This is a genomic window from Cerasicoccus frondis, assembly GCA_031296915.1.
GTDB classification, from domain to species: Bacteria; Verrucomicrobiota; Verrucomicrobiia; order Opitutales; family Cerasicoccaceae; genus Cerasicoccus; species Cerasicoccus frondis.
This window is the reverse complement of sequence record JAVDPC010000011.1, coordinates 128,953-143,425: the sequence shown is the minus strand read 5'-3', so window position 1 is coordinate 143,425 and position 14,473 is coordinate 128,953. Positions and strand designations below refer to the sequence as shown.

The window sequence follows — 14,473 nt, the reverse complement described above, 5'->3', positions numbered from 1 at the left end:
CCATGAAACAAGATTTTAAAGCCCGCGGTTTTACCCTGATCGAAATTCTCGCTGCCACTGGCATCATGACGGTGGTTATATTGATCGTCCTCAGCCTGACAACCAATGTCCTGAGCGTCTGGAATCGATCAACCGGTCAACTGACCGCCAATTATGAAGCGCGTGTCGCTCTGGACATCATGGCTACGGATCTCGAAACTATGGTGCTGCGCAATCGTGACTTTTGCTGGCTCGATGTGCGCTATGAGAGACCAACGTCAACGGGGATTACCTACACTGGCGCGTTGCCCACAATGCCGGAGTTTTACTTTATGGCTCGGGTGGAGGACCGTCCACGCTTTAGTGGGGCGAGCGGAACCTCTCCTGTGTATGGCGATATCTGTGCGGTAGGTTACAAAGTGCTTTATCAAGACCCGCTGACTCCGACTGGAGGCGCATATCCTATGTTTGGGCTTTATCGTTTCCTGATTGATTCCGAGCATACTTTCACAGATGTGATGTCGGCTGGCAGTGGTGTGGACCTTAAAACTGCGATGGAATCTGGTGATGGTTCGGGTGCTGAATATTATAATCAGGATGGTGTGGCTACTAATGTTGACTCCATTGATACGACGATTGCTAGTGCAGAAAACTTTCTGTCCGCAAACGTCGTCGACTTGAACGTTATCTTTTGGTATCACGACACTAACCTTGATTTGATTCTGCCCCTGAATGGTGATTGGGCGGCTAACTCCTCCAAAACCAAGGGCGCGGTAATGACTGTGGAGTCAGAGGGCGTCGATTTTACATATACCAATCAATTGAACGCCGAGGGAGCCGCAATAGCAGCAAAAGGCACTTTGGAGTTCGTGGATATCTCTGTTACGGTTATGTCGCCAGAAGGAATGAAGATCATTCAGAATAACGCAGCTAACATCGACGAGAACTGGCATGAACTCGTGGCCCAGTATGGGCAGACATTCTCGCGCCGTGTGCAGATCATGGCTAAGCCGCTTTAAGCGGCTCTGACCGAGTCGATGAAAGTTGGCGCTTGGATTTTAGCAGCGCGGCCCAAGACATTGCCGGCCGCAATTGCGCCGGTATTGGTGGGCACGGCCCTGGCGGCGCACAATGGTGTTTTCGACTTGGCTCCTGCCCTGATCTGCCTCGCTTTTGCCCTGTTGATCCAGATTGGGACGAATTTTGCCAATGACTACTTCGACTTTGTGCAAGGCGCGGACACCAAGGAGCGCATTGGGCCAACCCGTGCGGTGGCGGCAGGTTTGGTGTCGCCCGACGCCATGCGCATCGCGATGATTATTGTGCTAAGTCTGGCGTTTATTGTCGGCTTGAGTTTGGTTTATTGGGGGGGGCTGTGGCTGGTGGTGATCGGCATCGTGAGCATTATCTGTGCGGTCGCTTACACTGGGGGACCCTATCCATTGGGCTATAATGGACTTGGCGACATTTTTGTCTTCATCTTTTTTGGCCTGATTGCGGTGGGCTTCACTTACTACGTGCAGGCTGGCGCGTTTTCCCACGTGGCTTGGTTGCTGGGGGCTGGTGTTGGCGCGCTTTCAACAAATCTACTGGTCGTTAATAACTACCGTGACCTGGAAACGGACCGTGTAGCAGGCAAGCGCACATTGGTTGTCCGTTGGGGGCGCAAGGCGGCGTGGCGGCAATACATTATCAGCGTGATGCTCGCTTTGGGAATTCCTGTTGGCTTGGCCTTGAGCGGCTTTGGCTGGGCGCTGCTGCTGCCGTTGGGGATGGCGCCGCTTGGTATCTTATTGTGTGTGTTGTTGCAGCGTGCGCAGACGCGGGATGATTTTCAGTTGGTGTTGGCTCAAACCGCCAAGCTGTTGCTCTTTTACAGTGGTCTGCTGTCGGTCGGCCTGGTGCTTTAAGCAGCGATGGTGTAATGGGGCAAAAAAAATCCCGCAACGCTGAGGCGAAGCGGGATTGAAATTTATTGCGGTTGCCGGTCAAGCGAGCTTTTCCAAGCGAGCGCTCAGTTCGGCTTTGCTGGTCATGCCGATGACTTGATCAACCACGGCGCCGTCTTTGTAAACGAGCATCGTGGGCAGGCGATTGACGCCATACTTTGCGGCCAAGTCGGTGTTTTCTTCCACGTCGACCTTGCAAATTTTTACTTTGCCATCGAGCTCTTCGGCCAGCTCATCGAGGATGGGCGCCAGCATTTTGCAGGGACCACACCAAGGAGCCCAGAAGTCGACAAGCACAGGTGTGCTGGCTTCCAGGACTTCGCTGTCGAAATCGCTTGAGGAGAGTTCTTTGATTTTTTCTGATGTTGCCATGTGATCTTGGTCGGAGTTGATCCGGATTCCTTACCCGCCCATATTTATAAATACGAGGGCGGCGAATACCAATGAAGCCACGGCTGCGACTGCGTCAAACGCAACCCAGACAATATTCATGCCCGTGCTTTCTTCTTCTTCAACGGGCGCTGTCTGGCGACCTGGAGCTGGCGCTGCCTTTGGACGCGGGGCGGCGGCGGTTGGTCTTGCCGGGCTGGGAAGCTTGGTGGTCGCTGGCTTGGCGACGGGTTCGCTTACCTTTTTGTCGGCGGCAGGAACGGGCAGCTTGGTTGGGCTGCTCTTGGCTACCGGCATTGGCAAAGGCTTCTTTTCTTCCGCAGGTTTGGCGTCCGCAGCAGGTTTGACCTGAGGCGCTGGAGCTGCCTTGGGAGCCTCCTTCGCAATTGGTGTAATCGCGGGCTTGGGCTCTTCTTTGGAGACTGGAGTTACCGGCTTGGCTGGCTCTTCCTTCTTTGCTTCCGGTGCTGTAGCTTCTTTCTTCTCTTCCTGTTTGAAAGGCGCCCGCGAGATATCCAGCTTGCTGGGGGCTGGACGCGGAATAGGCTTAGGCTCAAATTTCTTTACTTCCGGCTCGGCGGTTTTTTCTTCTACCTTCTTGACTTCCGGTTGGGCCTTGGCGACTTCCGGTTCAGCCTTTTTCGCAACCTCTGGCTCGGGCTTAGCTTCGGCCTTGGGCGCTTCTTCTTCTTCGCCCCAGGAGTCGGCAGGCTTGGATGTCTGGTCGATGCGTGGCGCGAATGGCGAACGGGTTACTTTGAACTTGGGCTTCTCGACAGGAGCCTTGGGGCCATCGGCAGTCTTGTCCTTGGCGGCTTCTTCGGTGGCGTCCGTTTCGATTTTCTGGCGGATTGTTTCGGGCAGACGCGCCTTAGGACGCTGGCGCTTCTTAGGGAAAGCGGCATCGCGAGACACGACTTCACCGGGCAGGCTCGCTGCAATTTTGGCTAAACGTTCCTGTTCTGAATCGGAAGGGGGGGTAGGCTTATCCGGGTTGGAGTCACTCATGGCAAAAAGATTTCAAAGTGAATGGCTTATGTCAAGCGCTCGCAAAGCGCATAAATGCTTAACGTGGCGTATTTTTATGCAATAGTTCGGCGACTTCTTTTGGGGCGGCGTCCTCGAGCTCGCGGCCCTTGCGTTTGAGGTCCTCGCAGGTCTTGATGAGGGTCTCGGTCATGCGGTCATGCGTTTCCTCGGATCCACCGACCACGGCGAATTTTTCCGCCTTGGTAATGCGCTTGTGGCCGTCGGTGTTATCGAGGCCGACGCCGAGGAGGGCCGCCTTGCGCTTGGGTTGGGAAGTTGGTCTCATAAATGAATTGCTGCTAGTATTATGCCTAAACGGCAGAATGACGCAAGGGATTAACCTGGAATGACTTGATTCATCACCGCGTCTTCCATCAAGAACGTGCCCACACGGGTCGCCGGGCCAGTCATCGTGACGGCGTAATCCTCACCAATGTTGATCTGAATGTCGCCTCCGGGGCAGTGCACCAGGATCTGGCTGTCGCAGGCGCCCATCTTGTGGGCTACGGCGGCAGCGGCGCTGCTGGAGGAGCCGGAGGCCAGGGTGTAGCCCGCGCCGCGTTCCCAGATTTCGATCTGGATGTTGTTGCGGTCAAGGACTTTAAGTAGCTGAACGTTGGTGCGGTTTGGGAAACGGCTCGTCATGTTTTCGAGGACCGGGCCCAGCTCGCAGGCAAGCTTCTTGGAATGATCTTCCAGTGGCAGGACTACGTGGGGGTTGCCAATAGTCGCCGCATAGGTGCGGTAGGTTTGGCCGTTGATTTCGACTGGTTCATCGAGCACTTCGCGTGACGGGCCGTTGACCGGAATTTTGTCGCTGTGGAATGAAACTTTGCCCATCTCGACCTCGATGGATTCGCCGCCGTCGTGGATTTCGACCGTTACGACGCCGCCCAAGGTGTCGACGGTGAAGGGCTGGTCAGTGACTTTGCCGGTATCGAACAGATACTTGGCGAAGATGCGCAGGCCGTTGCCGCTTTTTTCGGCTTCGGAGCCATCCGGGTTCCAGATTTGCAGGCCAAAGTCCGCCTTTTCAGTGGGGAGGGGGCCGTAAAGGATGCCGTCTGAGCCGAGGCCAAAATTGCGGTGGCAAATGGCGATGGTTTGCTGGGGCGAGGGCATCGGGGCGTCCGCTGGATCGAGGACCAGGTAGTCGTTGCCGAGGGCGTGGTATTTGTGAAATTTCATGGTGCGCAAAAAGTTGTTATTCAGTCCTCTCCTTTGGCGCTGTCAATCCGTCAGATTAATCATGCTTTCGGGGCGGAACATTTTTGCAGGTTATCCGCTGGACATTTGAACATCGCTGGCATTTGTTTTGGGCGTGAGTGAAAGCAAGACAGAACCCCCCATTACCGGCGTTTGGATTGACGCTGAAGGTCAGGCGCGAGTTGCTGGAGTGACCGGAGATGCGCCGCGTGTTGAGCAGGCGACGGCCTCTCAGCCGTTTGTCTGGCTGAGTGCTGACTTACCAGGGGCGGAGGACTTGACGGGTGACGGTGCGTTTGCGTGGCGACAGAGTTTTGACACCCCGGGGGAATTGGCGGTATTCGCCAAAGCGCACAAGGGGGAGGCGGCCATGGAGTGGCTGCGTCCTGTGGAGCATCAGTATTTGCTGACGAGTGGGAAGCGATTGTTCGCCGGGATGACCTTTGATCAAGTCCGGCGGTTGCAGCTGGACATTGAAACCTTCAGTGAAGAACCAGGCGTGTTCCCCGACCCCCGGCGTAAGGGTGACCGTGTGATTGCGATCGGTCTACGTTTTCGCGATGAGACGCGTCTGCTCGAAATCGAGTCGCTGGACGATGACGCCGAGCGTGCGCTATTGGAATCGCTCAACGACGCCATTGCGGAACTGGACCCAGACGTCATTGAAGGGCACAATATTTTCAAGTTCGATTTTGATTTCCTGAAGACGCGCGCCAAGCGCTTTAAAGTCCCCTGTGCCTGGGGCCGTTTTGGGCAAACTGCAAGCTTCCGCAGCAGCCGAATTCGCATTGCGGAACGTTGGGTGGACTACCTGCGTTGCGACATTCCGGGGCGTGCGGTTTTCGATACGTTTTTGGCGATTCAGATGTATGACATCACGACGCGGGATTTGCCCAGCTATACGCTCAAGGCCGCTGCGCGCTACCTTGGTGTGACAACCGAGGCCGACGAACGCACCTACCTGGCGCCGGAGAAAATCCAGGTCATGTTCACCGAGGATCGCGAAACGTTCCGCGCATATCTGTTGGATGATTTGCGCGAGACCAAAGGCATCGCCGAGCTGCTCTTACCAACCTATGTCGCGCAGGTTCAGGTGTTTCCCATGACGCTGCAGGAAGCTTGCCTCCGCGGCACGGGTGCGAAGGTGGATCTGCTTTTTCTCGATAAATATTTCCACGCCAACCACGCGATTCCGGCGCCGCCCGAGGTGAAGCCCTATGCTGGCGCATTCAGCAAAAGCTTTGTCGAAGGCGTCTACCGGCACGTGATGCATTTCGACGTGGCGTCGCTTTACCCAAGCCTGCTGTTGCACATCGGGCGGAATCCGGCGAATGACACGTTGGGCGTCTTCATCCCACTGCTGACCGAGCTGCGCGATTATCGTTTGCGTTACAAGAAACTGGCGCGCGAGGAGTCGGATCCCGTGCTTCGGCAGGAATACAACGCGCGGCAAGCAAGCTACAAAATTCTGATCAATTCGTTCTACGGCTACCTGGGCTTTGCGGGGGCGCGGTTTGCAGATGGCGACCTGGCGGCAGAGGTCACCAAGCAGGGGCGTGAGCTGATGCAGACGCTGATTGCCGAGTTTCAGCGGCAAGAGTGCACGGTGCTCGAAGCGGATACAGACGGTATTTATATATCTTCTGAAAAAGACTTTGCGGACCCGGAAGCTTTGCTTCGCAAAGTATGTTCGGTGCTGCCAGAGGGTATCGATCTGGAGTACGACGGCAGCTACGAGGCGATGTTCTGCTATAAGGCCAAGAACTACGCGCTTTACGATGGGGAAAAGGTGAGCATTGCCGGTAGCGCTCTGCGTTCGCGGGGCATGGAGCCCATTTTGAAAGACCTGACCAAGCGGCTGATTTACTCCCGCCTCGGCGCGACTGATGAAACGCCCGAAGCGCTCGAAACAGAGATTCGCCAAGCGTTGGTCGATGGCCAAATGCCAGTCAAGCGTGTGGCTAAGCGTGAGTTTCTATCGCAAAATCCGGAAGCCTACAAAAAGGCGGTTGGGCAGGGCGGCAAGTCGCGGCGCGCCTCGCTGGAAGTAGCGCTGCGGATGGACCCGATGCCGCGTCTGGGCGAGTCCGTCACCTACTACGTGACAACTGGGCCCAAGTCAAAAAATCCCGATTGGCAAGTGGCTCGCAGCGTCGATGAATACGACCGCGAACAGCACCCTATCGATGTGCAATATTACCTGAGAAAAATCGACGACTGGCGCAAACGTTACCAAGCCTATCTCGAAGGCGGTGAAGACGTCCGGCAGGGGGAGTTGTTTTAAGGCACTACTGGATCGATCAATGTGAAGTTTAGGTTTTCGTAAACACTGTTGTTATTCACGTACAACTGAGCGTCACCGCTTTCGCCGGGCGCCAGAGTTACTTGAATTGCCGGCCAGTCGGTAACGTAGGCAGTGAAATTAACATAGCCGTCTCCATACTCGTGCCAAGTGTAGTAGTACATATCGTAACTACCGGAGCTGCTGTTGATGAACTGTCCAGTATAGTCACTGTTAAAGCTAAACACCAGAGGATCTGCAGTACTGCCTTCGAAGCGGATTTCGAGGGAATGCCCATGCATGTCCGGAGCAGGCGCATAGACTGATTTGATCGAGCGCCAAAACCCACGATCACCACCTGGTAAGGTGTCGCCCAAAGAGAGTTCCTCGTAGCCGGGATCGAGAAATATACGATTAACGTAACCAATGTTCGCCCAGCTTGCCAAATCTGCGCTGGCATAAATTAGGTATCGATCAAGTGGGCCTAATTCTACGCCTAGTGCATAGTCGGCATCTCGATTTAACACGGTTAGCTCTGCCGCCTCGAAGGTTGGAAAAGTGTATGCTTGCGGATCAAAAGCCTGAGCGGCGGCGCCTTCGCGAAGGATGGTTACGGAGTTGATTAGCACGTCTTCCACGGGGACATAGTTTTCATTCTCAGGATCAACAACATCGACGGCGTTGATGGCGTCGACAACGCTCTGTCCTTCGACAATTTCACCAAACACAGTGTGCTTCTGGTTGAGGTGGTTCGCAGCTGCCACGGTAATGAAAAACTGTGATCCTCCGCTGTCCCGCTCGCCGGTGTTTGCCATGGCGAGGACGCCAGCACGGTCCATCGTAAAGGTCGAATTGCCTGGAATCATTTCATCATAGATGCTGTAGCCTGGGCGGTCGCCAACGCCGGTTGTGCGCGCACCCGCCTGGATCATGAATCCAGCTATCACTCGGTGAAAAGACAAGCCGTCATAGTAGGGCGCGCCACTCTGCAGAACGCCATCGGACATACGCACCCAGTCTCGAGTTCCTTCGGCCAAGCTAACGAAATTTGCTACCGTTTGTGTGGTTTCCTCAAAGAAAAGTTTCGTGGTGAACTCGCCCATTGAAGTATCAAACACTGCATACAGCCCGTCTTCACTTGGGGTGAATGCATGCGCGCGGCCAAGCAGTAGCGTGAGTGTTATCAAAAGGAAATGTAGTTTTATCCGCATAAAATAGATGACTAGATGCAAAGGTTTTCGCATCGATTAAACATTATTCGACTTAGTTTGGGCAACCTTGAATCTTTTCTCAGGGTTTCGAGAATTTTACTGTGGTTCTTATTCCCATTTTTAGGATTTTCCGATGTGGCGCTTGACCCACTGGACAATGGCCGAATCGTCGTCGAAATGGTCGGCAACGACCTTTAAAAACTGAGCCGGGTGAATGTCGTGGCGTTGAAGGAATTTGCGATCACCGGGGCAGCTGTACATGGTGTCGGGGTCGAGCTCACCACGGAGTTTGGCGCGGGCCTTGGCGATGATGCGGGGGAGCCAGACGATGCCGTCAGCCTCTGAGTCCTTGGCCGGAAGTTTTGCCGGGTCGATTTGCTTCCCGCTCTTCTGGCCCTTCATTTGATTTTTGAAATACGACCGCCGCACATCGGTAATCATGGCGAATGTCGTGAAGTCCGGATCGCCGACGGCGTTGAAATCCTCGGCGAAGTCGTAAAGTTCCTGCGGTGTGACGCCGTTATCGGCGAGCCACTGGGTTTCCCCGTCGGTGAAATAGGTAGCCGCGTCGCGGTTGCCTGCGGCGTAGGCGTCGACCGCTTTTTGCCAGAGGGTTTTAAGGTGCGCGTGGTAATTATAATGCTTCATTGGGAATGGACCCAATGAAGCAATGTTTGGTGGTGGATGCGAACGAAAATCTCAGTCTCGCTCGGGATGGGGGCTGGAAATTGATCCGCTGCTCGGCTACGGCGTAATGAACGTCAGTGAGTTAAATTGGGTCGTGGCGTAGCCTGGGCTGTTGATGTAGGCGCCTGCCTTGAAGTAATTGCTGAATCCGTTCCAGTGAGAAATGTCCACGTTGTTGAGCACGGTTGTGCCGTCGATGATGATGGAGAGCTGACTGTTTTGGACTTTGACTTCGATGTCGGTCAGCGAGTCCGGGCGTGGCCCCAAGTGGTAAATCGTTGATTCTTTGGGGTCGACTGATGTGCGCAGCGTCGCCCAGATGTGGTCGTCATAACCATCGCGCGAGTCGCGCCAGTTAAGCCGCAAGAGCGGGCCGTCCACCGAGTCACTGGCGTGCACTTGCATGAACGTGAATTGCTCCAAGTCAGTGCTGGTGATTGCGGGTATGCGTAGCTCTGCGATCATACGGGCGGCGGTGGAGGTGTTCGTGGGCCACTCCGTCAGGTTGCGCAGTTCGCAGCGGTTGGCATAGCCTTCCATGGTGAAGGTCATGTAGTCGTTGCCATCTAGGTAGAAAAACCAATCAGCAAAATCGGCGAACTCGCCCTGATTGACCGCAGGCGGCGTAGAGCCCGGCGCTTGCAATTTACAATCGGCTACACTGGACTGAAATTTCGTCAAATCGTATGGCGCGTCGTAAATCGGGCTAAAGGTTACTTCGAGTTCCGGTCTGTCGGCGGTTGACGCCTCACTGGAATAATATTTGGCGAGCAGATTGTAGGCGCCGGTATTGGAGACGATGACGAACGAGGCGTAAACTTCGTCATTCGCAACCATCGTGTTAATGTGGCTGGTAATGTCCCACTCGATCCATTCGCCAACGGCGGGCACATCTTTGGTGCCGAGTGATGAGCCGAATGCCGGTTTATTGTTCCAGGTGATTTCATCTTCGTCCCACGTGTCGTCGTCAACGGGACGCAGGCTGTTTTTGGCGCCGGCGTTGAGTCCCTTTACCTTGAGGCGAAGTTTGGCGTCGCTGACGGTTCCGTTGACCCCGCGTAAATCGAACCTTAAATACGCGCGGCGATTATAGTCCGTCGCGGCGATTTTCACGAGGAGTATGTCCGGATCACTCAGGCCCAGCGTGTCATCGGCGTAAGCTCCATCGCGGACATACGCGTCTTCCAGTGGCGAGAGGGAATAGGTGGTGGCAGTGAGGCTGGAGCCAAACACGAGGCAGAGCGCCCCGGCAAACAGGCGCGCAAGGCGCCGGGGGAGGGGTGTGGTTGTTATCATGTTGTTCTTAGGGGTTGGGTGACGGGGGAAATTATTCGGTGTCCAATTCGTTCAGCCATTGCAGCCGATAAAACGTGGGCTCGGACGTTAGCTCCGCTTCGATACGGATATCTGTCGCCTGGGTGGCAATGTCTTCACGCGCCAAGCTCCAGTCCTGGAGATTATTGGACTGCCAAAGTAGATAGCGGCGATGGGGGCGGGCTTGGTAGTCGAGCGCCAACTGTTCATTGGCATGCGAGAGCTTGAGGTCGGGGAAGTCGCTCGAGTTCAATGGGTCGCTGCCCGCTATGAATTCCTCGTAATCTGTGTAGCGATCGCCATCCTGATTCGAGCTGGCGGACGCCGCCTCACTAACGGGCAGGGCGAAGGCGCGCTCCCAAAAGTCGGGCAGACTATCTCCATCGCTATCGAGGGCAAAGACGCCGCCGTTTAATGCGTCTATGTGGTCGCCCAGTTTGACTTCCCACAGTTCCGCGTGGCGGCGCAAGCCAATGGGGCGAAAGTGAACGCGGCTCGTTTCAAATTGCCGGTATTCAATGCCGATGAGATCGCTGTTGGCGCCTTCATGCGCGACGCCATCACTCCATAAGCGCTGCTGGGCGGCCTGGATGTTTTCATCGCCATCGGGGTTATCAATCGGCCAGACTGAGGTTTGAGCGACGAACCATGGAATGTCCCAATCGGCAGCGGTGCGCGTCTGTTGAATGACGTTGCTCAAGCCATCATAATACTCCTGCTCGCTGGTGCGCTCGATGCCGGGCGTATGGGAGGAGTCACTCTCGCCCTGATGCCAGAGCACTGTGCGAAAACCGTCTTGGCCGAGCTGAAGGATGCGGTGCAGCGTCCAGTCGTAGATGCCGTTGTAGCGGGCATAGGTAAAGGAGGTGTAGCGGTAAGCTACGTCGGGTTGCCACAGTGCGATGTGCGTGCCGCCGTGCCCCGTTGACGCAAACGCGATGGGGACGCCAAGGCGCGCATAAAGCTGGTCGCCCAGGGTTGAGTAGTAGCTGCCTTTGCTGGTGCTGTCGTGGTTGCCGGGGAAGGGGTCATTGCCCAGTTGCCAGTGCCCGCCCGTGTAGGCGGCGACCATGCCGCTCGTTTGGTCGACGGGGTCTGTTCCAGTGTTGGTGGAGTTGGATTGTCCGGCGCAGACGAAGACCTCGCCGACGCCGAATCGCGAAATGGTTTGCTCGGCGATGACGGCGCCATCTTCCAGCACGCGCACTTCTGCAGTGTGCCAGCCACCAGAGGGAATGCGGAAGCTGTCGTCAAACTGGCCCAGCGGTTCGCCGGTAAATGCAACGGCTTGCCATGTCGTGGAGAAGGAGCCGTTGAAGGTCGACTCGCCGCTGAAGCGCACTTCGACTGAGTCGGCGGCTGATGGCGCGCGACCACATACGCGCACTAATCCCGAGCTCAATTGATCTCGCTGAAAAACGCGATACTCAGTCGGCTCGATGAGGACCAGTTCGCCGAAATGAAAATCAAGTTGCCGCAAGCTGCGCGATGGCAGATTGATCTTGGTGACTGGCCTTCCACTTTGCGATGCAGAGTTTAGTGTGAGCGTGTCGATGCCGCGCACCCAGGTTTCACCTCCAGTGCATTCGAGGATGATCTCGTTGGTTACCCTTTCCAGCGTGTCAGAGAAGGGAGCAACGTGGCGAACGCCATCATCGGTTGTAATTGCAATTAGATCCGTGGTGGAAAAGGGGATGACGTAAGTCGCATTTTCCGCTTCGTCGTTGTTTTGAAAAAATAAGCTCAGACGCGCATCCGAGGCGTCGATATGCGTCATAATTAGGTCCGTTTGGGACTTCGCGTATTGCTCGCTGATGTTGCGCCGATCAAGATAGTCATCAATCTGGTAAGTAACTTTGTCCCACAAAGCTTCGCTCACAATCTGTTCTCCAAAAGCGTTGAGCGATGATAAGTTTCCATAGTGGTCCAGCAAGGCGTCATAGTCGTCAGACTCTACAATGAAGCTGCTGCTGGTGCGCGTTATCGTGCTGGTGGGTGGTTGGCCAAAATGACCATCTGCCAAGGCGGCGCGCAGGGAGGTTGCCGCGCGCAAGTCGCCCACCCGAAAACGACCTAGCTGGTTGGCGGCGTTGAAGTTCGCGGTGATAGCATCCACGCGATAGTAGCTGATGTCGTCTGGCTGTTGTGCGGTGATGGTCGGCTCGTCGTTAACCGATGGGTTTATCCAGAGCCAAGCATCATTGCGCGAAAGATCATAGCGGACGACAATGGTGTATGTTTCTCCTTGGACTAAACTTTGCGATGCAAAGTTAATGTCATTGTTCGCTGTCGAAAGTCCAAGGTTAGCTTGTCCGTTTTCATCGGACTTCAGCCAAATAAACCCGCGCATGTTCTCAATGGTGACGGGATTATTGTAGCCTAGGAAATAACCGCTCGATCCAAGTTCGGGCGGCTCTTCGATGGTCAGATGAAAGCGGACATAAAAGTAAGGGCCAAGTTCATCGGAGTCTGGATCGCGTAGCGCTTCCATGCCGTCGCGAAAGAATCGCTGCGCTGAAACCGCCCCCGCGGTTGTATCGTCAAAGACAAGGGCGCCGTTGGCCACAGGGAGAAGCGCTGAGCCGTCGGTTAGTTGCCAGTTGGGCAAGGTCGTGACGTCGCTGGTGTCGGTGTCGAAGTTTTCATCGAGCAGCACGCGATGCTGAAATTCATCTTTGGGAAATGGCCCGGGGTAGTAAGGGTGCAGCGACTCGACACGTAGTTCGCCGACGCCAAAATCAATGCCCGTGGCGCTGGTCAAGGTATGTAAACTCAGACGACCGAGATTGATTGGGCGGGTATCAAATTCCGCGTGCTCAGTTCGATCATCGAAAGTTGAAAGACCAACGCGCTCATCTCCGAGATACAGCAGGATCGAGTTGGGTGGGAGCGATTCCTTTCCGCCATCGGGTGTATTAACAGTCAGTGCATCAATGTCCAAATCGTTGATCAAAAGCGTGACGTCCTGAGTCGCATTGGGATTGAATGAGGCGCTGTGCCGCTGATCGAACGAGGCATGTTCGATGGAAACTTGGCCGTCGTTGCTGAAGTTGACCAGAAAGGGGCGATTCGCAGAGCCGTTCAGCGTAAAGCTCGTGCTGGTTGAGGCCGGGCCAATTGAAAGGCGCAGATCTCCGCCACCTTCGATGAGTCCCTGAGCGCGTAATTTGAAGCTGAGTTTGATCGCGTCGTAGCCTTCGTCGACCTCGGCAAAATTCCATTCGACGCCGGCAGCTTGCGTTTCGTGATAATCGAAAATGCGCAGGTAGGGCTCGCCATTAACTGGAGCTGGGAGCGTAGGGGCGCCGTCCATCGGGAAAACGATGCTGCCGATGGAGTTGCTGTCGGTAATGGGCAGGGCGTCGAGCTCGCCCTGGCTGGTCAACGGTCGGTAGGCGATCGCGGTTGGTGGTTGGCCAGGAATCTCGGATTCCAATCCTGCTTCCCAGATTAATTCGCCAGCCCATAGCTGGGTGGTCGCTGCGTAAGCGCAGGCCAGGAATATAGCCACAAACGGAGGGCGGATTGCCGGGGTAGACATACTTGCTACCGCTAGAGTTTATCGGGAAATTGTCAATTGATAAATATTAAACATGTGAGATCTGTTTTCTATTTATGAGGCTCGAAATGTATGATTTACCTGAATTAATGGGCATCCATGGGTTGGCTTGAGATTAATATATATGAATAATGCTTTAGCATGCTGGTGTAAAAAGCCCGTCCTGATTCTGGACGGGCTTACTGAAATGGTCTGTTTGCGAATCTAGGGTGCTAGCCTACGGCTGCGGCGTTGACTTCGGGGGAACGCTCTTTGACCCAGTTCACGACAGCTTGATCATCATCTATGTGTAGCTCCACGAAGCGCAGGAAATCGGCTGGGTGAATGTCGTGAGTTTTGAAGAAATTGCGATCCCCACCGCAGCCATACATGGTGTCGAGGTCGAGTTCGCCGCGAAGTTTGGTCTTGGCCTTGGCAATCAGGCGAGGCAGCCAGACAATGCCGTCGACCTCTTCTTTTTTCGACGGATAGTCGGATGGATCCACCGAATTGCCGGTGTACTCGCCGTTCATTTCTTTAAGGAAGTAAGAGCGTCGGACATCCGTGACCAGAGCGAAGGTCAGGAAGTCAGGTTCACCATAGTTATTGAAGTCCTCGGCGAAGTCGTAAATTTCCTGTGGGGTGACGCCGTTTTCGCGGAGCCACTGTGTTTCCTCGTCGGTAAAATAGCTGGCGGAGCCGCGTTGGCCAGCCTGGTATTGGTCGACGGCTTTTTGCCAGAGCTTTTCGAGGGTCTGCTGATAATTGTAATGCTTCATGGAGTAACCGGTAATCCACTTGGCGCAAATTGCAACCTTGCGAAGCAGGTGAACGCAGCTTCCGTTGAGTTTTTACATCTGGGGGCGAACGTGCGTCGCATGGTTATTCG

Annotated in this window: 12 protein-coding genes; 3 read left to right on the top strand and 9 right to left on the bottom strand. The window is 55.0% G+C overall.

Annotated features, from left to right (window positions below):
* The first annotated feature begins 2 nt into the window (after window positions 1-2).
* Both RBB63_RS11245 and RBB63_RS11240 read left to right on the top strand, forming a co-directional pair.
* Window positions 3-998: a PulJ/GspJ family protein gene (locus RBB63_RS11245; protein WP_309384216.1), complete on the top strand. Its 996-nt coding sequence runs from the start codon at window positions 3-5 to the stop codon at window positions 996-998.
* An 18-nt stretch (window positions 999-1,016) separates the two neighbouring features.
* Window positions 1,017-1,889, top strand: coding sequence for a 1,4-dihydroxy-2-naphthoate polyprenyltransferase (locus tag RBB63_RS11240; protein ID WP_309384214.1), 873 nt, complete (start codon window positions 1,017-1,019; stop codon window positions 1,887-1,889).
* A 78-nt stretch (window positions 1,890-1,967) separates the two neighbouring features.
* Here RBB63_RS11240 and trxA read toward each other — a convergent pair whose 3' ends face one another.
* Genes trxA through dapF form a run of 4 tightly spaced genes read right to left on the bottom strand, consistent with a single transcriptional unit; the run spans window position 1,968 to window position 4,535 of the window.
* Window positions 1,968-2,300: a thioredoxin gene (gene trxA / locus RBB63_RS11235; protein WP_309384212.1), complete on the bottom strand. Its 333-nt coding sequence runs from the start codon at window positions 2,298-2,300 to the stop codon at window positions 1,968-1,970.
* A 30-nt stretch (window positions 2,301-2,330) separates the two neighbouring features.
* Entirely contained in the window at window positions 2,331-3,326 is a 996-nt protein-coding gene (locus RBB63_RS11230) for a hypothetical protein (RefSeq protein WP_309384210.1), read from the bottom strand.
* A 58-nt stretch (window positions 3,327-3,384) separates the two neighbouring features.
* Window positions 3,385-3,633 carry a hypothetical protein gene (locus RBB63_RS11225; protein ID WP_309384208.1) on the bottom strand — a complete coding sequence of 83 codons (249 nt, stop codon included), beginning with the start codon at window positions 3,631-3,633 and terminating at the stop codon, window positions 3,385-3,387.
* A gap of 50 nt (window positions 3,634-3,683) precedes the next feature.
* On the bottom strand, window positions 3,684-4,535 hold the full coding sequence (gene dapF / locus RBB63_RS11220) for a diaminopimelate epimerase (RefSeq protein ID WP_309384206.1): 852 nt from the start codon (window positions 4,533-4,535) through the stop codon (window positions 3,684-3,686).
* Window positions 4,536-4,668: 133 nt separating this feature from the next.
* Between dapF and RBB63_RS11215 the strand changes: the two genes are divergently transcribed.
* Window positions 4,669-6,837, top strand: coding sequence for a DNA polymerase domain-containing protein (locus RBB63_RS11215; RefSeq protein ID WP_309384204.1), 2,169 nt, complete (start codon window positions 4,669-4,671; stop codon window positions 6,835-6,837).
* On the opposite strand, the gene RBB63_RS11210 is transcribed toward RBB63_RS11215, so the two are convergent.
* From RBB63_RS11210 to RBB63_RS11190, 5 genes are all read right to left on the bottom strand, one after another.
* Entirely contained in the window at window positions 6,834-8,021 is a 1,188-nt protein-coding gene (locus tag RBB63_RS11210; protein WP_309384202.1) for a peptidylprolyl isomerase, read from the bottom strand. The two genes, RBB63_RS11215 and RBB63_RS11210, sit on opposite strands and share 4 nt — an antisense overlap.
* Window positions 8,022-8,165: 144 nt before the next feature.
* Window positions 8,166-8,693, bottom strand: a complete 528-nt coding sequence (locus RBB63_RS11205) for a DUF5069 domain-containing protein (RefSeq protein WP_309384200.1) — start codon at window positions 8,691-8,693, stop codon at window positions 8,166-8,168.
* Between the two features lie 96 nt (window positions 8,694-8,789).
* Window positions 8,790-10,028: a CBM96 family carbohydrate-binding protein gene (locus RBB63_RS11200; protein WP_309384198.1), complete on the bottom strand. Its 1,239-nt coding sequence runs from the start codon at window positions 10,026-10,028 to the stop codon at window positions 8,790-8,792.
* Between the two features lie 31 nt (window positions 10,029-10,059).
* Entirely contained in the window at window positions 10,060-13,587 is a 3,528-nt protein-coding gene (locus RBB63_RS11195) for a sialate O-acetylesterase (protein ID WP_309384196.1), read from the bottom strand.
* A gap of 230 nt (window positions 13,588-13,817) precedes the next feature.
* The gene (locus RBB63_RS11190; RefSeq protein ID WP_309384194.1) at window positions 13,818-14,363 is read right to left on the bottom strand and encodes a DUF5069 domain-containing protein; all 546 of its coding nucleotides are present in this window, start codon (window positions 14,361-14,363) and stop codon (window positions 13,818-13,820) included.
* Between the last annotated feature and the right edge of the window lie 110 nt (window positions 14,364-14,473).

Bases quoted from the DNA above. Each gene is read 5' to 3' on its own strand.
- RBB63_RS11245 (WP_309384216.1), top strand. From the start codon at position 3: ATGAAACAAGATTTTAAAGCCCGCGGTTTTACCCTGATCGAAATTCTC.
- RBB63_RS11240 (WP_309384214.1), top strand. From the start codon at position 1,017: ATGAAAGTTGGCGCTTGGATTTTAGCAGCGCGGCCCAAGACATTGCCG.
- trxA (WP_309384212.1), bottom strand. From the start codon at position 2,300: ATGGCAACATCAGAAAAAATCAAAGAACTCTCCTCAAGCGATTTCGAC.
- RBB63_RS11230 (WP_309384210.1), bottom strand. From the start codon at position 3,326: ATGAGTGACTCCAACCCGGATAAGCCTACCCCCCCTTCCGATTCAGAA.
- RBB63_RS11225 (WP_309384208.1), bottom strand. From the start codon at position 3,633: ATGAGACCAACTTCCCAACCCAAGCGCAAGGCGGCCCTCCTCGGCGTC.
- dapF (WP_309384206.1), bottom strand. From the start codon at position 4,535: ATGAAATTTCACAAATACCACGCCCTCGGCAACGACTACCTGGTCCTC.
- RBB63_RS11205 (WP_309384200.1), bottom strand. From the start codon at position 8,693: ATGAAGCATTATAATTACCACGCGCACCTTAAAACCCTCTGGCAAAAA.
- RBB63_RS11200 (WP_309384198.1), bottom strand. From the start codon at position 10,028: ATGATAACAACCACACCCCTCCCCCGGCGCCTTGCGCGCCTGTTTGCC.
- RBB63_RS11195 (WP_309384196.1), bottom strand. From the start codon at position 13,587: ATGTCTACCCCGGCAATCCGCCCTCCGTTTGTGGCTATATTCCTGGCC.
- RBB63_RS11190 (WP_309384194.1), bottom strand. From the start codon at position 14,363: ATGAAGCATTACAATTATCAGCAGACCCTCGAAAAGCTCTGGCAAAAA.